The sequence below is a fragment of the Nocardia sp. NPDC050717 genome, from assembly GCF_040654275.1.
GTDB lineage: Bacteria > Actinomycetota > Actinomycetes > Mycobacteriales > Mycobacteriaceae > Nocardia.
On record NZ_JBFAHR010000011.1, the window covers coordinates 147657 to 169725 of the forward strand.

The following is a 22069-nucleotide window of genomic DNA, read 5'->3' on the forward strand; positions in this document are numbered from 1 at the left end:
TGCGGCGGCAGTGCGCGGCCTCCTTCGTGGCGCCGGGGCCGCGAATCGGCGCTCGCGCCGGAGCGATCGGCGCCGCACCGCATGCCGTCGCGGCGGCGCCGAGAGGGCCCTTTCGCCACGCCCGGCGCACCGGCGCACCGCGGCCGCACTCGGCGCGCGGAACCACCCGGAACCGCACGATCGGGCCGGTGGGCGCCACCGCCCCACCCCGCGCGCAGGCGGGGTGCCGCTCGTCACGGTGGACCGCGTGCCCTACGACGCGCGACGACATGGGAAGATGGTCGGCGTGTTGCGCTGGATAACTGCCGGAGAATCCCATGGTCCCGCTCTCGTCGCCCTCCTGGAAGGGATGGTCGCCGGAGTCGAGGTGACATCGGACGACGTCTCCGCACAGCTCGCGCGCCGCAGGCTCGGCTACGGGCGCGGCGCCCGCATGAAGTTCGAGGCCGACAAGGTCACGCTGGTCGGCGGCGTGCGCCACGGCCGGACCATGGGTGGTCCGGTCGCGATCGAGATCGCCAACTCCGAGTGGCCGAAGTGGACCGAAGTGATGTCGGCCGACCCGGTCGACGAGACCGCGCTCGCCGGCATGGCCCGCAACGCGCCGCTCACCCGTCCGCGCCCCGGCCACGCCGACTACTCGGGCATGCTCAAGTACAACTTCGACGACGCCAGGCCGGTGCTCGAGCGGGCCAGCGCGCGGGAGACCGCGGCCCGCGTCGCCGCGGGAACCGTCGCTCGCAACTTCCTGCGCCAGGCCTTCGGCGTCGAGGTGATCTCGCACGTGGTCTCGATCGGCACCGCGGCCAACACCACCGGCGTCACCCCGGGCGCGCACGACCTCGACGCCATCGACGCCAGCCCGGTGCGCGCGTTCGACGCCGACGCCGAGGCGGCGATGATCGCCGAGATCGAGGCGGCCAAGAAGGACGGCGACACCCTCGGCGGCGTCGTCGAGGTGATCGTCGACGGCCTGCCGATCGGGCTCGGCTCGTTCACCAGCGGCGAGCAGCGCCTCGACTCGCGGCTGGCCGCCGCGCTCATGGGCATCCAGGCGATCAAGGGTGTCGAGGTGGGCGACGGTTTCGAGACCGCGCGCCGACGCGGCAGCCAGGCACACGACGAGATGCGGCCCGGCCCCGACGGCGTGCTGCGCTCCACCAACCGGGCAGGCGGGCTCGAGGGCGGCATGACCAACGGCGAGGCCCTGCGGGTGCGCGCCGCGATGAAGCCGATCTCCACCGTGCCCCGTGCGCTGGCGACCGTCGACATGTCCAGCGGCGAGGAAGCCGTCGCCATCCACCAGCGCTCCGACGTGTGCGCGGTACCCGCGGCCGCCGTGGTCGCCGAATCGATGGTGGCGCTGGTGCTCGCGCAGGCCGCGCTGGAGAAGTTCGGCGGCGACTCGCTGGCCGAGACCGTCGACAACATCACCAGCTACGTCAAGCGGATCGGCAACCGCCCGCACGTGCCCGCGGACAGCCGTATCCCGTGACCGGGCAGGGGCAGCAGGGGGCCGCGGAGGACACCGACGCGGGCCCCCCACCGAACGTCGGCGCTCCCCGATCCGGCATCGCACCGCACCCGGCCTCCCCCGCCGACCCGGCGGCCGACCGGGTCGTGGACGACGCTCGCGGCACGGCGGCCGGAACCGCCGCTGACGGCATCTCCGCGAGTGCGCCCGCTGTCGCCGAAGGCACCGCGAGCACTCCCACGAGTGCCCCGGCCGACAGCACCTCCCCGAGCGCGCCCGCCGACGCTGGCACCGACCACACCGCGAGCACTCCCACGAGTACCCCGGCCGACAGCACCTCCCCGAGCGCGCCCGCCGACGCAGGCACCGACCACACCGCGAGCACTCCCACGAGTGCCCCAGCCGACGGTGACTCCACGACGCGTGGCGGCGTGGACAGTCACACCGCCGCTGGTGTTCGCGCGGAAGCGCGAGCGAACAGCACCGCTCCGAACTCGGGAACGGACACCGAGCGCGACGCCGCGGACATGGACACGACCGATGGCGTCGACGCGGGCGGAGACACCGCCACCGGCCTGGCCCCGGGGGCAGACGCCGGAAGCACCACGACCACCGACGCTTCCGTCGGCGCCGATGCGCACACCTCGGGAACCGACGCCGAAGCCGGCACCGTCGCTCCCGCCGACGATGGTCCGCGGGCTCGGATCGTGCTGGTCGGTCCTCCCGGGTCGGGGAAGTCGACGATCGGGCGGAAGCTGGCGCGTGAGCTCGGGGTCGAGCTCTTCGACACCGACGCGGGGATCGAGGCCGAGACCGGGCGCGGGATCCCGGAGATCTTCGCGACCGACGGGGAGCCGGAGTTCCGGCGGATCGAGGAAGACGTGGTGCGCCGCGCGGTGCTCGAGCACGACGGCGTCGTCTCCCTCGGCGGCGGTTCCGTGCTCTCGGCGCGCACCAGGGCGGTCCTGCGTGGCGCCACCGTGGTCTACCTGGAAATCAGTGTGGGCGAAGGACTTCGGCGCACCGGATCGAGCAATGCCCGTCCGCTGCTCAACGGCACCGACCCCGCGGCCAAGTACCGGGAGCTGATGCGGATCCGGCGGCCGCTGTACCGCGAGGTCGCCACCGTCCGCGTGCGCACCGACGGCCGCAGCCCCGGCCGGGTGGTGCGGATGATCATGGCCAAGCTCGGACTCGAATCGGTGCGCACCGATCTCGACGCGCAGCGCGGCACCGGAACCACCTCGGCGGCAACGGGTTCGGTCACCAGCAGGCCCGGAGTCGGCAGCAATCGTTCCCGCGCGCGCCGCCGCGCCAGGGCCCGTGCCGCCGCCGCGCGCCGCGCGGCCACCGCCCAGCCGGGCACGATCGACCGGTCCGGACCAACACTGCCCGGCGGCGGGGCCGCGACCGGCGAGGGCACCGAGGCGAACACGGCCGCGAGCACGGCCGGCGAGCGAACCGGCGCCCAGCCCGGCGAGCCGGGCACGCGCGCGACGGGCCCCCGCCGCCCCCGCCGCGCCCGCTCGCGACGGGGTGGGCGACTGCGGTCCTCGGCCGCCAACGCCCAGGGTTCTACCAGCGGCACCGCTGGTACGCAGAGCGCCGCCGGCACGCGGAATGCCGGCAGTGCGTCCGGCACTGTGAACACTCAGGGCTCCGGTGCCCCACAGGGTTCCGGCAGCACACCCCGTACTACCGGCACGCAGAGCTCCGGTGGCCCACAGGGTTCCGGCAGCGCACCCGGTATCACCGATACGCAGAGCTCCGACGGCGCGTCCGGCACCACCGATACGCAGGGCTCCGGTGGCACGCGAGGTGCCGGGAGCGCAACCGGTGTCGGCGGCGCAGGGAAAGGGGCCGGCGGCACCACCAGCGGGCGCCGCGGGGCGGTGGGGCAGGCCGCGGACGCGGATCGCTCGGCGAATCAGGCCGGGGAGCGGGCGCGCCGGAAGCGGCCGCGCCGGCGGGGGCGAAGCAAGACCAACGACCAGAAAGAATCGGAGCAGCGCACGTGACAGAGCCGACGACCATTCAGGTACGCACCGCCGACCCGTATCCGGTGATCATCGGCCGCGGACTGCTCGGCGATCTCGTGGAGGCCGTCTCCGCGGGCAATGCGGTGCGGACCGTGGCGATCTTCCATCAGCCGCCGCTGGCCGAGACCGCCGAGGTGGTGCGCAAGGCGCTGGCCGACACCGGGATCGACGCGCACCGGATCGAGATCCCCGACGCCGAGGACGGCAAGGACCTGGCCGTGGCCGGGTTCTGCTGGGAGGTGCTCGGCCGGATCGGCCTGACCCGCAACGACGCCGTGGTCAGCCTCGGTGGTGGCGCCGCCACCGACCTGGCCGGGTTCGTCGCCGCCACCTGGATGCGCGGAGTGCGCATCGTGCACGTGCCGACCACCCTGCTGGCGATGGTCGACGCGGCGGTCGGCGGCAAGACCGGCATCAACACCGAGGCGGGCAAGAACCTCGTCGGCAGCTTCCACGAGCCGAGCGCCGTACTGGTCGACCTGGCCACGCTGGAGACGGTGCCGCGCAACGAGATCGTGGCGGGCATGGCCGAGATCATCAAGGCCGGATTCATCGCCGACCCGGTGATCCTCGACCTCGTCGAAGCCGATCCGGAGGCCGCCCTCGACCCCACCGGTGACGTGCTGCCGGAGCTCATCCGGCGGGCCATCCAGGTCAAGGCCGACGTCGTCGCGGCCGACCTCAAGGAGTCGAGCCTGCGCGAGATCCTGAACTACGGACACACCCTCGGCCACGCCGTGGAGCGCCGCGAGCGCTACCGCTGGCGCCACGGCGCGGCCGTCTCGGTCGGCCTGGTCTTCGCGGCCGAGCTGGGCAGGCTGGCCGGGCGCCTCGACGACGCCACCGCCGACCGGCACCGCACCATCCTGGAGAGCGTCGGCCTGCCGGTGAGCTACGACGCCGACGCGCTGCCCCAGCTGATGGACGCGATGCAGACCGACAAGAAGACCCGGTCGGGCGTGCTGCGGTTCGTGGTGCTGGACGGGCTGGCCAAGCCGGGCCGGCTCGAGGGTCCCGACCCGTCGCTGCTGGCCGCCGCCTACTCGGCGATCGCCCGCGAGGCGTCCACCGGCGGCCCGATCCTGCTCTGAGACGACGACGTGCCCGGCAGGACGGCCTGCCGGGCACTCGACGCGGAGGACACTCAGGCCGTGGCGAACTCGGGTTGGGTGGCCGGCGCGGCGGATTCGGGAGCGCGGCGAGCCCGGCGGCGGCCGAAGGCGACACCGGCCAGCGCGGGCAGGAAGATCAGCAGCATGATGAACGCCGCCGAAGAGGTCAGTTCGAAGAGCGCACCGGAGTCGCCGAGTTCGACACCGGGGATCTGATCCAGGACCAGGCACACCGCGCCGCTGGCGAGCCCGGCGACCGCACCGGCGGCCATCCAGCGGACGGTGAGGTCGACAGCGGCGGCCGAACGGCCGTCGCGCATGCCCCACACGGCGGCGACACCGACGATCACGACCAGGCACGCGACCCGCCAGACGAGGCCGAAGGTCGGCGCGAACGCCATCGCGAATCCGAGCAGCAGCCGTAGCCCGACGACCAATGCGCCGAGGACGGTCGCACGCAACACCCAAGCGGTCATGGGCAACACCCTAGCCGGTCAAAACTAGAACAGGTATCAATTCCGTGGATCAGCTGTCGAGCGCCGCGGCCATCGCCGCCCGCGGGGCGGGCTGACCGGTGAACTGCTCGACCTGCCCGTAGGCCTGGTTCAGCAACATCTGCAGTCCGCTGACGACCGTGTGCCCGGCCGCGTCGACCGCCTGGGCCAGCGGGGTCGGCCACGGGTTGTAGATGGCGTCGAGGACCACCGGCGCGACGGCGACCGCCTCGGCGATCGGCGCGGCCGCCTCGGCGGGCACGGTGCTCACCACGGCTCCCGCCGACGCGCACACCGCCCGAACGCGGTCGGCGTCGAGCGGGGCGACGGTGGCACGCATCCCGAGCCGCTCGGCCAGCTCGAGCGCGCCGCGCGCCCGGCCCGCGTCGCGCGCGATGACGGTGACCGTCTTCGCGCCCAGCTCCGACAGCGCCAACAGCGCCGGCCTCGCGGTACCGCCCGCACCGAGCACCACGGCCTCGTCCAGGGTGGTGACGCCACCGCCGCGCAACGCGCCGAGCACGCCGTCGACATCGGTGCAGTCGGCCCGCCAGCCCGCCTCCGCGCGGACCAGGGTGTTGGCCGAACCGACCAGCACGGCCCGCTCGGTGCGCTCGTCGGCGACGGCCAGGGCCGCCTCCTTGCCCGGCATGGTCACCGACAGCCCGACCCACTCCGGTCCGAGGCCCCCGACCAGCCCCGGCAGCATCGCGGCGTCGCATTCGATCCGCTCGTAGGTCCAGTCCAGACCCAGCGCGCGGTAGGCGGCCAGGTGCAGCTGCGGTGATCGCGAATGCGCGATCGGCTGACCGAGCACCGCGGCTCTGCGCACCGTCATCGCCTCGGCCCCGCTCATCGCCCGCTGTCGAGAATGCCGCTCTGATGCGCCTTCTGGATGTTGCGCAGGTGCTCGGCGTAGCTCTCGGTGAACAGAGTGGTGCCCTTCTGATCGATCGTGACGAAGTACAGCCAGGTCCCCGGCTCCGGATTCTCCATCGCCGCCAGCGCTTTCAGCGACGGCGCGGCGATCGGATTGGCCGGCAGCCCGGACATGGCGTAGGTGTTCCACGGCGTGACCTCGGCGCGGTCGGCGTCGGTCGTGGCGACCTCGGTCTTGTCGAGCGAGTAGTTGACCGTGGAGTCGAACTGCAGCGGCTGATCGATGCGCAGCCGGTTGACGATCACGCGCGCGACCTTGGGCATGTCCGGCGGCAGCGCCTCCCGCTCGACCAGCGAGGCGGCGATCAGCGTCTGATACGGGTCGAGCTGGTTGGTGGCGCCCGAACGCAGCAGGCCGGTCGATTCGTACTGGGCCGCGCTGGTGGTGATGAGCTGGCGCAGGATGTCGACCGGGCCGCCGCTGGGATCGAAATCCAGGGTGCCCGCGGCGATCAGGCCGTCGAGCTGCCTGCGCCGGTCCGGCGCCGCGGCGACGGACTGCTTGGCCCAGTCCGGCACCCCGAGCGCGGCGAGGTCGGTGCTCGCGCCCGCGGCGTCGAGCTGTTCGTAGGTGACGCACTTCGCGGCCGGGGCGGTGCCGATGCAGCTGGCGGCGGCGATCTTGGTGTAGATGCCTTCCTTGCGGGCCCCGGTGTTCACGTCGTGCTGGTCGTGGAGCTGGCGGCCCTCGGAGACGACGAGGTTGCCCACGCGCGAGGACTTCGACACCAGCGTGGTCACCGCGTGCTCGGCGGGACTGTTCTGCTGGACGGCGTAGAAGCCGGGCTGCACGCCGTTCATGTTCGAATTGCGCACGGCCGCTTCGTAGAACGCCTCGGCGCTGGCGACGACGCCCTTCTCCTTCATGGACTCGGCGATCTGTGTCGCGGTGTCCCCGGAGTGCACCTGGACCACCACGGGCGCGCCGGGCGGTCCCGCGAAGTCCTCGGGCGGGGTGAAGCCGCTCATCAGCTTGTACCCGGCGAAACCGGCCGCCGCGACGAACAGGACGACGAGCACCGCCCCGACCGCCCACAGGTTGCGGCGGCGCCGTTTGCGCTCTGCCGCCTTGCGCGAGGCGATCCGCGACCGCTTGCTCCGGCCGGCTGCTGCCTTGCCGCGGCCCGACGGTTCCTTCCCGCGGCCTGAGCCTTCCCTGCCACGCGCGGACGGTCCTCGACCACGCGCGGGGGCGGCTTTCCCCGCCGCCGCGCGCCCCGCCGGGGGCCGCCTGCGCGCCGGAGCGACCGGCTCGGGCTCGGGCTCCGGCTCGTCGTAGAGCTCGTCCTCGTAGCGCGGGATGACATTGGTGTCGTCATCGTCGTCCCAGTGCGCCTGATCCGGTTCGGGCTCCGCACGTGCCGTGCGGGCGTCCAGACCCCAGTCGTCGCGCCGGGGGTAGCGCCGATCGGCCTCCCGCGCCCGGTAGCGTTCCTCGGCCCTGGCCCATCGGTCGGTCATGCGTCGTCTCCGACCCTGTGTGCCGCGTCTGTCGCGTCCTTCAACACCGAACTCCGCTCGTCCAACCATCCTTGCAGAATCGACACCGCTGCCGCCTGGTCGATCACCTGCCGCTGGCCACGTGCGCGAACCCCGCTGTCGCGCAGCGCACGTGCAGCAGACACCGTAGTCAAACGTTCGTCGGAAAGGCGTATCGGAATCGGGTCGATCACCCGGCGCAACTCCCGGGCAAACCGGCGCGCGATGGTGGCCGCCGTTCCGTTTTCGCCGCGCAACGTGCGCGGGAGACCGATGATCACCTCGACCGCTTCGTACTCCGAGACGATCTCGGCAATTCTTGCGATGTCGGCGGGTGGGCCCGCCGCGCGCCCACCGGATTTCGCCGGTTTGGCGCGCGGCACGGTCTCCACGGGCGTGGCGAGGATGCCGTCGGGGTCGCTCGAGGCGACACCGATCCGGACACTGCCGACATCGATCGCGATCCGGCGCCCGCGACCGGGATCGGTCGCCGCGTCGGGGCGGTCGGCCGGGTCCTGATCGGTGGCGCCGGTACCGGCAGCCATCAGCCGGCCAGTTCGGCCACCCGGGCACGGACCGCGGCCAGACCGGCCGGGATACCCGACGGATCCGACCCCGAGCCCTGCGCCATCTCCGGCTTGCCGCCACCGCGACCGGCGATGCTCGGCCCGAAGCTGGCGACGAGGTCGCCCGCCTTGAACCCGAGATCCTGGGCGCCCGTGTTCACCGACACCACGAACGGCGCCTTGCCGTCGGCGTTGCCGAGCAGCACGACCACCGCCGGATCGCTGCCGAACCGGCCACGGATGTCGGTGGCCAGGGTGCGCAGATCACCGGCGTTGACGCCTTCCGGCGCCGCCGCGGCCACCAGCAGCACCGAACCCACCCGCTCGGCCTGCTCGACGAACGTGCCCGCCGAGGACAGCACCGCGGCGATCTTGGTGCGCTCGAGTTCCTTCTCGGCGACCTTGAGCCGCTCCACGAGCTGCTCGACGCGTCCGGGCACCTCGTCGGAGGGCACCTTCAGCGAGGACGCGACACCGGCCAGCAGCGCGCGCTCCTTGGCCAGGTACTTGTAGGAGTCCAGACCGACGAAGGCTTCCACGCGCCGCACGCCCGATCCGACCGACGACTCGCCGAGCACGGTGATCGGGCCGATCTGCGAGGAGTGCTCCACGTGGGTGCCACCGCACAGCTCCATGGAGAACGGGCCGCCGATCTCCACGACGCGCACCTCGTCGCCGTAGTTCTCGCCGAAGAGGGCCATCGCGCCCATCTCCTTGGCCTTGGGCAGATCGGTGACGAAGGTGTTGACCTGGAAGTCGGCGCCGACCGCGTCGTTGGAGACGGCCTCGATGTCGGCCTTCTGCTGCTCGCTCAGCGCGCCCTGCCAGTTGAAGTCGAAGCGCAGGTAGCCGGGCTTGTTCAGCGAACCGGCCTGGACGGCGTTGGGGCCGAGCACCTGCCGCAGCGCGGCGTGCACCATGTGCGTGCCGGAGTGGCCCTGGGTGGCGCCGCGACGCCAGGCCGGGTCGGCCTGCGCGAGCACCACATCGCCCTCGGTGATCTGGCCCTGCTCGACCGTCGACTTGTGCACCCACAGCTTCTTGGCGATCTTCTGCACGTCGTTCACGCGCAGCTTCAGGCCCGACGCGGTGATGGTGCCGCGGTCGGCGATCTGACCACCGGACTCGGCGTAGAGCGGGCTGCGGTCGAGGATGACCTCGACGTCCTGGCCTGCCTGCGCGGCGGGCACCCGCACGCCGTCGGCGATCAGGGCCAGCACGTTCGCCTCGGAGGTGAGCTCGTCGAAGCCGGTGAACTCGGTGGCGCCGCGGTCGACCAGTTCCTTGTAGACGGTCAGGTCGGCGTGCGCGTGCTTGCGGGCCTGGGCGTCGTCCTTGGCGCGCTGACGCTGCTCGGCCATGAGCGAGCGGAAGCCCTCCTCGTCCACCGAAAGGCCCGCCTCGGCGGCCATTTCGAGGGTGAGGTCGATCGGGAAGCCGTAGGTGTCGTGCAGCGCGAAGGCGTCGGCGCCGGCGATCTGCTTGCCGCCCTTGGACTTCACCGCGGTGGCGGCGTTGTCGAAGAGGGTCTCGCCGGTGTTGAGGGTCTTGAGGAAGGCGGTCTCCTCGCCGACCGCGACGGTCTCGATGCGGCCGAAGTCGGTGGCCAGCTCGGGGTAGGACGGCGACATCAGGTCGGAGACGACCTTCATCAGCTCGCCCATCACCGGCTTCTCGGCGCCGAGCAGGCGGGCCGAACGCACGATGCGGCGCAGCAGGCGGCGCAGCACGTAGCCGCGGCCGTCGTTGCCGGGGTTCACGCCGTCGGCGATGAGCATCGCGGAGCTGCGGACATGGTCGGCGATCACGCGGAAGCGCACGTCGTCGGCGTGTTCGACGCCGTAGGAGCGGCCGGTGAGCTGCTCGGCCTTGTCGATGATCGGGCGCAGCAGGTCGGTCTCGTAGACGTTCTCCACACCCTGCAGCAGCATGGCGACCCGCTCGACACCCATGCCGGTGTCGATGTTCTTGCGCGGCAGCGAGCCGACCGGCGGGTGACCCTGCTTGGGGCTCAGCTCGCCGCGGATGTCCTGCATGAAAACGAGATTCCAGATCTCGAGGTAGCGGTCCTCGTCGGCGACCGGGCCACCTTCCTTGCCGTAAGCGGGGCCGCGGTCGTAGTAGATCTCCGAGCAGGGGCCGCCGGGACCGGGCACGCCCATGTCCCAGTAGTTGTCCTTGCCGTCGCGGAACTGGATGCGCTCCTTCGGGATTCCCGCGACGCGATGCCAGATCTCGGCCGCCTCCGGGTCCGACTCGTAGGCGGTGACCCAGATGCGTTCGGGGTCGAAACCGAAGCCGCCCTCCTCCTGCGGCTTGGAGATCAGCTCCCAGGCCAGGGTGATGGCGCCTTCCTTGAAGTAGTCGCCGAAGGAGAAGTTGCCCGCCATCTGGAAGAACGTGTTGTGCCGGGTGGTGACGCCGACCTCGTCGATGTCACCGGTGCGCACGCACTTCTGCACGCTGGTCGCGCGCGAGTACGGCGGTGCCTCCTGGCCCAGGAAATACGGCTTGAACTGGACCATGCCCGCATTGACGAACAGCAGGTTGGGGTCGGCCAGGATCAGCGAGGCACTGGGCACCTCGGTGTGTCCGGCACGGACGAAATGGTCCAGGAAACGCCGTCTAATCTCGTGGGTCTGCACAGCAGTCCAGCCTACCGCCTGCATTCCACCTGTTTTCCGCCGGAGTCCGTGGTCTCGGCGACACCGCGCCGGGACCACCTACTTCCCGCGCACGATGCGGCGCAGCTTGCCCAGCCTGCCGCCGACCTCCCGTTCGAAGCCGTGGTCGGTCGGCTCGTAGTAGTCGGTGCCGACCAGGTCGTCGGGCGGGTACTGCTGGGCCAGCACGCCCTCGCGCGCGTTGTGCGGGAACCGGTAGCCCTGCGCGTTGCCCAGCGCGGCGGCCCCCGCGTAGTGACCGTCGCGCAGGTGGGGCGGCACGGCGCCGGACTTTCCCGCGGCGACGTCGGCCATGGCGGCACCGAGCGCCGAGGTCACCGCGCCGGACTTGGGGGCGGTGGCCAGGTGGATCGTGGCCTGGGCCAGCGCGAGCTTGGCCTCGGGGAGCCCGACCAGCTGCACCACCTGAGCGGCGGCGGTGGCGGTCTGCAGGGCCATCGGGTCGGCCATGCCGATGTCCTCGCTGGCGTGGATCATCAGGCGGCGGGCGATGAAGCGCGGGTCCTCGCCCGCGGTGAGCATGCGGGCCAGGTAGTGCAGGGCGGCGTCGACGTCGGAACCGCGGATCGACTTGATGAAGGCGCTGATCACGTCGTAGTGCTGGTCGCCCGCGCGGTCGTACCGCACGGCCGCCTTGTCGACGCTGGCCTCGACCAGGGCGACGTCGACGACACCGTCGAGCGAGGACTCCGCCGAGGCCTCCAGCGCGGTGAGCGCGCGCCGCGCGTCCCCGCCCGCGATGCGCACGATGTGGTCGAGCGCCTCGTCGGTGACCGTGTACTCCCCCGCCAGGCCGCGCTCGTCGGCGATCGCGCGGTCGAGCACCGACCGGATGTCGGCAGGCGTGAGCGATTGCAGCTGCAGCACCAGCGAACGCGACAGCAGGGGCGAGACCACCGAGAACGACGGATTCTCGGTCGTGGCGCCGACCAGCAGCACGATCCGGTTCTCGACCGCGGCCAGCAGCGCGTCCTGCTGGGTCTTGGAGAAGCGGTGCACCTCGTCGATGAACAGGACGGTCTGCTCCCCCACCGTCAGCCTGCGCCGGGCCACGTCGATGACCGCGCGCACCTCCTTCACGCCCGCCGACAGCGCGGACAACGCCTCGAACCGGCGCCCGGTGGCCTGTGACAACAGCGAGGCCAGCGTGGTCTTGCCGGTGCCGGGCGGGCCGTAGAGCAGCACCGAGGCCGCGCCGGAGCCCTCGACCAGGCGCCGCAGCGGCGAGCCGGGGCCGAGCAGGTGCTGCTGGCCGATCACCTCGTCGAGCGAGCGCGGCCGCATCCGGACGGCCAGGGGCGCCCCGGGGTCGCGCCGCACCACCGCGTCGAGCCCCTGCGCGGGCGCTGGGTCGGCACCGGGCACGTCGAACAGGCTGTCACTCACGTCGAGCAGGGTACCGATGCCCTCGGACAGGTCCGCGAGTTGAACGGCTGACCAATTCTTGCGTGTCCGACTTGCGCGCCGGGCCGCGCTGGGATGAGATCGCTGATCGTGGTCGAAAACACCGAGGTCGCCGTGGGACAGTTCGCTCGCCGCACCCTGTTCAAAGGCGGCACCGCGGCGGCGGCCGCCGCCCTGCTGACCGCCGCGCCCGCCCACGCGTCGGGTGCGGTGTTCCGGCACGGTGTCGCCTCGGGCGATCCCCTGCCGGGCGCGGTGATCCTGTGGACCAGGGTCACCGTCGCCGAGGACGCGACCCCGGGTTCCGGGCTCGGCGACGCGGCCACCGTCCGCTGGGAGATCGCGACCGACGAGTCGTTCACCCGGCTCGCCGCCTCCGGGACCGCCACCGCCACCGCGGACGGCGACCACACGGTGAAGGTCGACGCGACCGGTCTGGCCGCGGGCACCGACTACGTCTATCGCTTCACCGCCCTGGGCGAGACCTCCCCCGTCGGCCACACCCGCACCGCCCCGGCCGACGACACCGAGGTCGAGCGACTGCGTCTCGGGGTGGTGTCGTGCTCGAACTGGGAGGCCGGCTGGTTCGCCTCCTACCGCCACCTGGCCGCGCGCGGCGATCTCGACGCCGTCCTGCACCTGGGCGACTACCTCTACGAGTACGGGCGCGGCGAGTACACCGGGCGCGGCGGCGCGGTCCGTGGACACGATCCGGTGCACGAGATCGTCAGCCTGGCCGACTACCGGATCCGGCACGGCCAGTACAAGACCGATCCCGATCTGCTGGCCCTGCACGCGGCGGTGCCGTTCGTGTGCACCTGGGACGACCACGAATCCGCCGACAACTCCTGGCGCGAGGGCTCCTCCCACCACGATCCCGCCGTCAGCGGCCCGTGGCAGGACCGCAAGGCCGCCTCCACGCAGGCCTACCTCGAATGGATGCCGGTGCGCGCCGACCGCGCCGACGGCGGCCTGCGGATCTACCGCCGGTTGCGGTTCGGCACGCTCGCCGAGCTCTCGATGCTGGATCTGCGGACCTACCGCGACAAGGAGGCCGGGCCCGGCGCGGGCTGGCGCCACGCCGACGATCCCGCCCGCACGATCACCGGCCGGGCCCAGATGGAATGGCTCACCGCGGGTCTGGTGTCCGCGCCCACCCGGTGGAAGCTGATCGGCAACTCCGTGATGGTCGCCCCGGTGGTGTTCCCGCCGCTCGAGCCGGCGACCACCGACGCCATCACCTCGCTGCTCGGTCTGCCGCAGGGCGGCCTGACCGTCAACGGCGACCAGTGGGACGGCTACACCGCCGACCGCGCCACCCTGTATCGCGCGATCGCCGACAACGAGGTCGGCGATGTGGTGTTCCTGACCGGCGACATCCACACCTCCTGGGCCGCCGACCTGCCCCTCGACGCCGCGAACTACCCCGGCGGACCGACCGTCGGCGCGGAATTCGTCGTCCCCTCGATCACCTCGTCCAGCGTCGGCGACCTGCTGAAGGTGCCGCCGCGCACCGCCTCGGTCCCCGCGGAGGAGGCCATCAAGGCCGCCAACCATCATCTGCGCTACGTGGAGCTGGACTCGCACGGCTACGGCGTGCTGGAGGTGACACCGGAGCAGGCGCGGATGGACTGGTTCTACGTGTTCGACGTCAACGACCCGGCCACCGGCGTGCGACACGCCGTCTCCTTCGCGGTGCCCTCCGGCGGTCGGGTGGAACCGCGACCGGTCCACTGAGCGCGGACTCTCCCGGCGCCACGAAAATCGGCGCAGAATTTCTTCGAGCGGCTGTCGATCGCGGCCGCACTCGCCCGTCGGAACTGTACGGCCACCCGACGAGCGGGCAGCCGAAGATCCGAAGGAGAGCCCTCATGAGCCAGTACCTGGTCCTGATCTACGGCGACGAAGCCACCTACGCCGCCATGTCCCCCACCGAGCTCGGTGACATGCTCACCGCGCACCGCGCCTTCCAGCAGCTCGCCGGTGACGCCAACCTCGGCGGCCACGCCCTGCAGCCCACCGGCACCGCGACCTCGCTGCGCCACGAAGCCGACGGCGAGGTCGTCATCACCGACGGCCCCTTCGCCGAGGCGAAGGAAGCACTGGGCGGCTACTACCTGCTCGAGGCACCGGACCTGGACGCGGCGATCGCGCTCGCCGCGCAGGTTCCCGCGCCGACCGGGGGCGTCGAGGTGCGCCCGATCAAGGTCTTCCCGCAGCCGTGACAACGGCGGCGGCCGCGGCCGTCGAGCAGGCGCACCGTCGCGAATGGGCCTTCGTGCTCGCCGCGACGGTGCGCCTGGTCCGCGACTTCGACCTGGCCGAGGAATGCGTGCAGGACGCCTACGCCGCGGCGCTGACCGCCTGGGCGAGCGACGGCGTCCCGGCCAGGCCCGGCGCGTGGCTGACCACCGTCGCCCGGCGGCGCGGACTCGACCTGCTGCGACGCGACAGCACCCTGCGCCGCACGCTGCCGCGCCTGGTCGTCGACGAACCGGTCGCCGATCCCGCCGACCTGGCCCTGGCCGACCTCGACGGCCCGGCGATTCCCGACGACCGGCTCCGGTTGATCAGCACCTGTTGTCATCCGGCGCTGGCCCGCCCGGCACAGGTGGCGCTGACCCTGCGGTTGGTCTGCGGCGTGACCACCGCCGAGGTCGCCCGCGCGTTCCTGGTGAGCGAGGCGACCATGGCCGCGCGGATCACCAGGGCGAAGAAGAAGATCGCGGTGGCCGCGATCCCGTACCGGGTGCCTTCGGTGCGCGAGCTGCCGCACCGCCTCGACGCGATCTGCGCGGTCATCCATCTGCTGTTCACCACCGGCCACACCGCGCCCGTCGGCGAGCAACTCGTCCGCACCGATCTGGTGGGCCGCGCCCGCCAACTGGCACGGATGATGCACGCGCTGGTGCCCGACGACCCGGCCGTCACCGGGCTGCTCGCGCTGATCCTGCTCACCGATGCCCGCCGCGCGGCCAGGGTGGACGCGACGGGCGAGCTGATCACGCTCGAGTTCCAGGACCGCGGCCGCTGGGACCACGCGGCCATCTCCGAGGGCATCGCGCTGGTGAAACAGGCGCTGCCGCACACGGATCGGTACACGCTGCAGGCGGCCATCGCCGCCGTCCACGACGAGGCGCCCACCTGGGCCGACACCGACTGGCCGGAGATCATCGGGCTCTACCGGCTGCTGCTGCGCGTGTGGCCATCGCCGGTCGCCCGGCTCAACCACGCGATCGCCGTCGGGTTGGCCGGCGATCCCACCCAGGCCCTGGCGCTGCTGCGCCCGCTCGGCGACGAGCCCGCGCTGGCGACCTACGGCTACCTCGACGCCGCCCGCGCCGCCTTCCTGGCGGAGGTGGGCCGCACCGACGAGGCGATCGCCGCCTACGAGGCCGCCCTGCTGCTCACCGACAACACCGTCGAACGCGCCCACCTGCTGCGCAAGCACTCGGCGTTGGCCGGGTGACCCCGGCGACTCATGGCACCCGGCGCACTCGGCATCGTCGCCACGCGGGACCCTCGGCGAACCACCCCCCGATCGTCGACGGCGTGATCTCTCTCAGGCGCCCTCGGCCGCGAACGCGCGTTTCCACTCGCGGAACCCCTCCTCGGAGCGTCCCCGCCGCCAGTACCCGGAGATCGAGAACCATTTCGGCGCGACGCCGCGTTCCGTGCGCAGGTAGGGGCGAATGTGGCGCATCACGGCCTCGGCCTCGCCGTGCACGAAGGCGTGCACCTGCCCGGGCAGCCACTCGGCCGCGCGAACGGCGGCCACCAGCGGCGCGTGCTCGCCGGCCAGATCGTCGGGGATCAGGTCCGAGGACACGCCGCGATGCACCCACCGCAGGCGCAGGTCGCCGGGTGAGGTGAGCGCGATCTCGTCCTCGGGGCCGCCCACCTCGACGAACACGAGCGCGGGCGCGCCCGCGGGCACCGCGTCGAGGGCCGCGGCGATGGCCGGCAGCGCCGACTCGTCCCCGGCGAACAGATACCAGTCGGCCGCGGGGTCGGGGGCGAAGGCACCGCCGGGCCCGTTCAGCCAGAAGCGCGCGCCCGGCTCGACCGCCCGCGCCCACGGCCCCGCGATGCCCTCGTCACCGTGCACCACGAAGTCGATGCTGATCTCGCGCCGTGCGGCGTCGTAGGACCGCACGGTGTAGGTGCGCAGCACCGGCTGACTCTCCGGGCCGAGGGTCGCACGCACGGTGTCGAGGTCGAGCGGTTCCGGATACTCGACGCCCGGCGGCGGGAAGACGAGCTTCACGTAGGCGTCGGTGAAGGCGTTCGGCGTGAATTCCGGGCCCACGGCGCCGACGATCCGCACCAGGTGCGGGGTCAACCACTGCTTGCGGACGACGGTGACACTGACCGGATTCGGCACTGCTGCTCCCTACTTCCTCGGACCACCGCGACGGTACTCCCGTCGCGCCGGGAAGTGGGGAGCTCGCTACTCCGCCCAGCGTTCCTCGAGCATCGCCGACACCTGTTCGGCGAAATCGCCGACCGCGTCGTCGCCGGTGACCCTGGCGTCCTCGGCCAGGGCCGACCAGCGATTGATCAGCGCCTCCGAGCGCGGCACGGACAGGCCGTGCTCCCTGGCGGTGGCGATGCGCGTGTGGTCGGCGGGCAGGAACCAGTACGTGGACAGCCACACCCAGATCAGACGCGCCTCGAGGATCCGCTCGGCCAGCACCGTGTCGTCGGCCAGCGACGGCCACACGCCGACCACGGCCGAGCGCCACGCCTCCACCATCTCCCTGGCCCGGCTGCGCGACAGCTCGAAATCGCACAGGCAGCCGGGGAACGAGACCAGCGCGTAGGCGATGTCGAGCGTGGCGTCGCGGAATCCGCCCCACTCGTAGTCGAGGAAGCGGGCGCCCTCGTCGTTCATGATCACGTTGTCGGGGCACAGGTCCGACGGGCTGAACGCGCGGTAGCGGCCGCCGGTGAACAGCCGGTTGCCGTGCACGATGCGTTCGGCGATCTCGCCGGGGACCTCGATGCCGAGTTCGGTCTGCAGCAGACCGGGGACGTCGGCGATCGCGGCCTGGGCCTGCTGGGCGATGCCGTCGACGCGGTGCGCCGAGTCGACCCGCCGCATCAGCGCGACGAAGTCCGGCTCGCGCCCGACGGTCGCCGCGTGCATCCGGCCCAGCGCCTGCGCGAACGCCATCAGCGAGTTGCGCGTGCCGGGCTCGGCGCGGGTCTGCAGCACGGAGGTGAGCAGCGCGTTCTCGCCCAGATCCGAGAGCACCAGCAGCCGGTCCGGCACGCTGTGCGCGATCAGGTAGGCGCCGGGGCGCTGTTCGCGGCTGAGCGCGGTGGTGAACTGGTAGGACACCGCCTCGCGCAGGAACGCGGCATCGATGCTGGCGACTCCGGGCGCCATGCCACCGGTGACGCGGTCCGAGGCGGTACCGCGCACCTGTTTCACGATCAGCGTGCGCGGCAACGAGAAAGCGTTCTCCGCGACACGCACCCGCAGGACTGTTGTCCTGCCACTGCCACTGAGCTCCATCGGATCACTCAGCTTCACCGGAGCACCCATTCGCTTTGTGAGCAACTGTTGTGCTGCGGACACGACGTCGGCGGCGCGTTCGGCCAATAGTGCGGTCATCGCCTCTCAAGCTACTCGTACCTGGTCACTTCTAGCGAGCGGTTACACAACCTTTCCGCGTCGCTCGGCGTGTTGGAGCCAGGGTTGCGCCGGGTGTGCCTGTTCGCTTGACACACCAGTGCGCCGTCGGGTTTTCTCATCGTCAACTGCTGTGCGCCACACCGCAAACCGGTTGAGTCGAAAGGTCTACCACAGTGACCGACACACCGTACGCCGCATCGAGCGATTCACCGGGTGGGCCACCGCGTTCCGGCGGTGGCGGACAGTTCGCCGAAGGCACGGGCCGCCACGAGGGACCTGGTCAGCCGCCCGCGGCGAGCCAGGGGCCGAGCAGGCACGGAATGGCCGGTGGCGCAGGGTATCCGCAGTTCGAAGGGCCCGGCGCCGCGCAGTACGGTGACGAACCGCTCGAGCCGGCCCCGCCGGTTGCCGGCGCCGGCCACGCGGCCCCACAGTACGGTCCGGCGGCACCGCAGTACGGGCCTGCGGGCACCGGTCCCGGTTATCCCGCGCCGCAGGCGAAACCGGACACCGGGGGCTATCCGGTCACCCCCGCGCCCGGCGTGTCGGGCACCGGCGGCCGGCAGCCGCAGGGTTACTACCAGCCGGAAACACAGACCCTCGATGTCGGGCGGTCACTGAGCTACGGCTGGGAGCGCTTCCGCGCCAATCCCGGCCCGTGGCTCGGCGTCACGGCGGTGGGGGTGCTGATCTATCTGGCCGTCCTCGCGATCGTCCAGATCTTCGATCCCACTTCGCTGTTCACGGTGCTGTTCCTGTTCCTGCTGGTCGCGGTCGCGCTGTGGCTGCTGCAGGCCGTGATGATCCGCGGCGCGCTCTACGAAACCGACGGATACCCACCGGCTTTCGGATCGTTCTTCCGCTTCGTGAACGCGGGCAATGTCCTGCTCACCGCCCTGTTGGCCTTCGCGGCGACGCTGCTCGCGTCCTCGCTGTGCCTGCTGCCCGGGCTGGTGGTCGGGTTCCTGTGCATGTTCTCGCTGCACTTCGTCATCGATCAGGACTACGGTCCGCTGGAAGCGATCAAGGCGAGCGCGATCCTGGTGGTGAACAATCTGTGGGCCGCGCTGCTGCTGGCGCTGACGATCTCGCTGGTCACCGCCGTCGGCCTGGTGCTGTGCGGGCTCGGATTGTTCGTCGCCGGTCCGGTGTGCGCGATCGCGGTCACCTACGGCTATCGGGTGCTCACGGCCGGACCGGTCGCCCGGATCTGAACGCGGGGGCTCAGCGCCCGGGCAGGGTGCGCATCCCGAGTGCGCGCTTGAGGCGTTCGAACGGACCGTCCTCGTTGCCCGCGCGCGGACGCAGCCACAGCACCAGCACGCCGGCGACGACGATGCCGAGCAGGTTCACCGAGATCTGACCGACCGACTGGAACGCCCGCTGCCATTCGCCGATCGTCGCGGCCACCACCGCGTATCCGGCGGCGGGCACCGTCGTCACCGAGATGAACACACCGACCAGCGCCGCGGACTTCGAGGTGACCAGCGAGAGCATGCCGGCCGCACCCGCAAGCACGGCCACCACCAGGGAGAACGGCCCCACCTGGTAGATGAAGTCGACGTTGTGCGCGTCGAGCACACCCTCGGTGGTGATCCAGCCGATCTTCTCCCAGATCATCGTGGCCACCGCCGTCACCGCCATGGCGATCGGGAACGCGACGACCAGGGCGATGAGCGAACGCCGGGCCAGCCGCCACTCGCGCCGCACCAGCGCCACCGACAGCGCCGCCAGCGGCCCGAACTCGGGGCCCACCACCATCGCGCCGACGATGGTGACGGCCGAGTTGGTCGCCACACCGATCGAGGACAGCAGGCAGGCGATCGTCAGAAAGGCCACGAAGGTGGCGTTGAGCGAGGATTCCTCGTGTGTCTCGGCCTGGAGTTGTTCCCAGACCACCGCGTCGTCCGGGTCGCCGGGCGCCTCGTGCACGGCGTGCTCGGCGGCATCGGAGAGCACGGTCTCGACCGGGCCGAGCGTGATGCCGCCGCTGTGCACGATGCCGAGGTTCTTGATGTCGGCGAGCACGGCGTTGGCGGCCTCGCGGGCGACATCGGCCTGGACGAGATCACCGGCGGGCTCGACGGCGACGCCGCGCGCGAGCGTCACGTGGGTGACGCCCGGATCCGCCGCGAGCACACCCATCAGGGCATCGGTCCGCTCGGGCGGCGAGATCACACGCAGGTGAAGCACAGGGTGGCCCTTCCGGTCGGCACCGCGGCGCGGCGCGTGAACAGACCAGAAGGTACCGGGTCCCCGTGGTGCGCGCTATTTCTCCGCGGCAACGGCTTTCGCGTCGGCCGCGGTCTTGGCCTCGCCCTTGGCTTCGGGCTTGGCGTCGATGCCGGCTTCCTTGCGCTGCTGCGCGGTGATCGGCGCGGGCGCCTCGGTGAGCGGGTCGACGCCGCCGCCGGTCTTCGGGAAGGCGATCACCTCGCGGATCGAGTCCTCGCCCGCCAGCAGCGCCGTGATGCGGTCCCAGCCGAAGGCGATGCCGCCCATGGGCGGGGCGCCGTAGGAGAAGGCGTCGAGCAGGAAGCCGAACTTCTCCTGGGCCTCGTCGTGGTCGATGCCCATCACCTTGAACACGCGTTCCTGCACGTCACGACGGTGGATACGGATCGAACCGCCACCGATCTCGTTGCCGTTGCAGACGATGTCGTAGGCGTAGGCCAGCGCCGAACCCGGGTCGGTGTCGAAGGTGTCGATCGACTCCGGCTTGGGCGAGGTGAACGCGTGGTGCACCGCGGTCCAGGCCGAGTAGCCCAGGGCCACGTCGCCGCTGGCGGTGGCGTCGGCGGTGGGCTCGAACATCGGGGCGTCGACGATCCAGACGAAGGCCCAGGCGTTCGGGTCGATGAGGTCGCACTTGCGGGCGATCTCGCCGCGCGCGGCGCCCAGCAGGGCCCGGCTCGGCTTGGTCTGGCCCGCGGCGAAGAACACGCAGTCGCCGGGCTCGGCGCCGACCTGCTTGGCCAGACCCTCGCGCTCGGCGTCGGACAGGTTCTTGGCGACCGGGCCGCCCAGGGTGCCGTCCTCGTTGATCAGGATGTAGGCCAAGCCCTTGGCGCCACGCTGCTTGGCCCACTCCTGCCAGGCGTCGAGCTGGCGCCGCGGCTGGCTCGCGCCGCCGGGCATGACGACCGCGCCGACGTACTCGGACTGGAACACCCGGAACGGGGTGTTGGCGAAGTAGTCGGTGAGCTCGGTGATCTCGACGCCGAAGCGCAGGTCGGGCTTGTCCGACCCGAAGCGGCGCATGGCCTCGGCGTAGGTCATGTGCGGGATCGGGGTGGTGATGTCGTGGCCGACGAGCTTCCACAGCGCGACCAGGATGTCCTCGGCCAGCAGGATCACGTCCTCCTGGCGCACGAAGCTCATCTCGATGTCGAGCTGGGTGAACTCCGGCTGCCGGTCGGCGCGGAAGTCCTCGTCGCGGTAGCAGCGCGCGATCTGGTAGTAGCGCTCGATGCCGCCGACCATCAGCAGCTGCTTGAACAGCTGCGGGCTCTGCGGCAGGGCGTAGAAGCTGCCCGGCTGCAGGCGGGCGGGGACCAGGAAGTCGCGGGCGCCCTCGGGGGTCGAGCGCGTCAGGGTCGGGGTCTCGACCTCGATGAACTCGTGGCGGCCGAGCACCTCGCGGGCGGCGGCGTTGACCTTGGACCGCAGCCGGATGGCATGGCCGGGGCCCTCGCGGCGCAGGTCGAGGTAGCGGTACTTGAGGCGGGCCTCGTCACCGGGGGTCTCGTCGAGCTGGAACGGCAGCGGGGCGCTCTCGTTGAGCACGATCAGTTCCGAGGCGTTGACCTCGATCTGACCGGTCGGCAGCTCCGGGTTCTCGTTGCCGTCGGGGCGCTGCTCCACCACACCGGTGACCTGCACACAGAATTCCGCGCGGAGCTTGTGGGCCTGCTCGGCCGCCTCGCCCTCGCGGAAGACCACCTGCGCGACGCCGGACGCGTCGCGCAGATCGATGAAGGTCACCCCACCGTGGTCACGACGCCGGGCCACCCAGCCGGTGAGGGTGACGGTCTGACCGGCGTGCTCGCTTCGCAGCGAACCAGCCAAGTGGGTGCGCAGCACGGTATTCCTTTCGACGACTCGTCGCACCGGCGGAGACGACCAGGTGCACTGCCATCGTAGTGAGACACGATCCCCGAGTGGAAACCGATATCGCGGTCGCCGTGTCAAGCTTGTGACGCATGCCCGCCGTCAGTCGCGTCCGGGGCGGTGAATC

The 22069-nt window shown here is 71.7% G+C and carries 16 protein-coding genes and 1 pseudogene; 7 read left to right on the forward strand and 10 right to left on the reverse strand.

Annotation, left to right across the window (positions count from 1 at the left end; genetic code table 11):
* Positions 1-286: 286 nt before the first annotated feature.
* From aroC to aroB, 3 genes and pseudogenes are all read left to right on the forward strand, one after another.
* Positions 287-1495: a chorismate synthase gene (gene aroC, locus AB0H56_RS22255; RefSeq protein ID WP_110036069.1), complete on the forward strand. Its 1209-nt coding sequence runs from the start codon at positions 287-289 to the stop codon at positions 1493-1495.
* A 683-nt stretch (positions 1496-2178) separates the two neighbouring features.
* Positions 2179-2664, forward strand: a pseudogene (locus AB0H56_RS22260) (shikimate kinase); the annotation flags it as partial.
* Positions 2665-3488: 824 nt separating this feature from the next.
* Entirely contained in the window at positions 3489-4604 is a 1116-nt protein-coding gene (gene aroB, locus AB0H56_RS22265) for a 3-dehydroquinate synthase (protein WP_357166364.1), read from the forward strand.
* A gap of 53 nt (positions 4605-4657) precedes the next feature.
* Here aroB and AB0H56_RS22270 read toward each other — a convergent pair whose 3' ends face one another.
* From AB0H56_RS22270 to AB0H56_RS22295, 6 genes are all read right to left on the reverse strand, one after another.
* Positions 4658-5101, reverse strand: coding sequence for a B-4DMT family transporter (locus AB0H56_RS22270; protein WP_357166367.1), 444 nt, complete (start codon positions 5099-5101; stop codon positions 4658-4660).
* 49 nt (positions 5102-5150) lie between these two features.
* The gene (locus tag AB0H56_RS22275; RefSeq protein ID WP_357166370.1) at positions 5151-5975 is read right to left on the reverse strand and encodes a shikimate dehydrogenase; all 825 of its coding nucleotides are present in this window, start codon (positions 5973-5975) and stop codon (positions 5151-5153) included.
* Positions 5972-7519: an endolytic transglycosylase MltG gene (locus AB0H56_RS22280; protein ID WP_357166373.1), complete on the reverse strand. Its 1548-nt coding sequence runs from the start codon at positions 7517-7519 to the stop codon at positions 5972-5974. Before AB0H56_RS22280 ends, AB0H56_RS22275 begins: the two co-directional genes overlap by 4 nt.
* Positions 7516-8082 (reverse strand): Holliday junction resolvase RuvX, encoded by a 567-nt coding sequence (gene ruvX, locus AB0H56_RS22285; RefSeq protein WP_357166376.1) that lies wholly within the window; start codon positions 8080-8082, stop codon positions 7516-7518. Before ruvX ends, AB0H56_RS22280 begins: the two co-directional genes overlap by 4 nt.
* Entirely contained in the window at positions 8082-10748 is a 2667-nt protein-coding gene (gene alaS / locus AB0H56_RS22290) for an alanine--tRNA ligase (RefSeq protein ID WP_357166379.1), read from the reverse strand. The genes ruvX and alaS overlap by 1 nt, the downstream gene beginning before the upstream one ends.
* Positions 10749-10826: 78 nt before the next feature.
* The gene (locus AB0H56_RS22295; RefSeq protein WP_357166382.1) at positions 10827-12173 is read right to left on the reverse strand and encodes a replication-associated recombination protein A; all 1347 of its coding nucleotides are present in this window, start codon (positions 12171-12173) and stop codon (positions 10827-10829) included.
* Positions 12174-12266: 93 nt separating this feature from the next.
* On the opposite strand from AB0H56_RS22295, the gene AB0H56_RS22300 reads away from it, so the two are divergent.
* From AB0H56_RS22300 to AB0H56_RS22310, 3 genes are all read left to right on the forward strand, one after another.
* On the forward strand, positions 12267-13928 hold the full coding sequence (locus AB0H56_RS22300) for an alkaline phosphatase D family protein (RefSeq protein ID WP_357166385.1): 1662 nt from the start codon (positions 12267-12269) through the stop codon (positions 13926-13928).
* Between the two features lie 134 nt (positions 13929-14062).
* A complete protein-coding gene (locus AB0H56_RS22305) occupies positions 14063-14416 on the forward strand; it encodes a YciI family protein (RefSeq protein ID WP_357166388.1) in 354 nt (117 codons plus the stop codon).
* Positions 14413-15660, forward strand: coding sequence for a DUF6596 domain-containing protein (locus AB0H56_RS22310; RefSeq protein ID WP_357166391.1), 1248 nt, complete (start codon positions 14413-14415; stop codon positions 15658-15660). Before AB0H56_RS22305 ends, AB0H56_RS22310 begins: the two co-directional genes overlap by 4 nt.
* A 93-nt stretch (positions 15661-15753) precedes the next feature.
* Here the strand turns inward: AB0H56_RS22310 and AB0H56_RS22315 are convergent, their stop codons facing one another.
* Both AB0H56_RS22315 and AB0H56_RS22320 read right to left on the reverse strand, forming a co-directional pair.
* Positions 15754-16575 (reverse strand): siderophore-interacting protein, encoded by an 822-nt coding sequence (locus AB0H56_RS22315; RefSeq protein WP_357166394.1) that lies wholly within the window; start codon positions 16573-16575, stop codon positions 15754-15756.
* A gap of 66 nt (positions 16576-16641) precedes the next feature.
* On the reverse strand, positions 16642-17811 hold the full coding sequence (locus AB0H56_RS22320) for a kinase (protein ID WP_110035581.1): 1170 nt from the start codon (positions 17809-17811) through the stop codon (positions 16642-16644).
* A gap of 194 nt (positions 17812-18005) precedes the next feature.
* Between AB0H56_RS22320 and AB0H56_RS22325 the strand changes: the two genes are divergently transcribed.
* Positions 18006-19046 carry a hypothetical protein gene (locus tag AB0H56_RS22325; protein ID WP_357166397.1) on the forward strand — a complete coding sequence of 347 codons (1041 nt, stop codon included), beginning with the start codon at positions 18006-18008 and terminating at the stop codon, positions 19044-19046.
* Positions 19047-19056: 10 nt separating this feature from the next.
* Here AB0H56_RS22325 and AB0H56_RS22330 read toward each other — a convergent pair whose 3' ends face one another.
* Complete coding sequence (locus tag AB0H56_RS22330; protein WP_357166400.1) at positions 19057-20025, reverse strand: DUF389 domain-containing protein; 969 nt, start codon at positions 20023-20025, stop codon at positions 19057-19059.
* Positions 20026-20100: 75 nt separating this feature from the next.
* The gene (gene aspS / locus AB0H56_RS22335; RefSeq protein ID WP_357166403.1) at positions 20101-21915 is read right to left on the reverse strand and encodes an aspartate--tRNA ligase; all 1815 of its coding nucleotides are present in this window, start codon (positions 21913-21915) and stop codon (positions 20101-20103) included.
* Positions 21916-22069 lie beyond the last annotated feature (154 nt).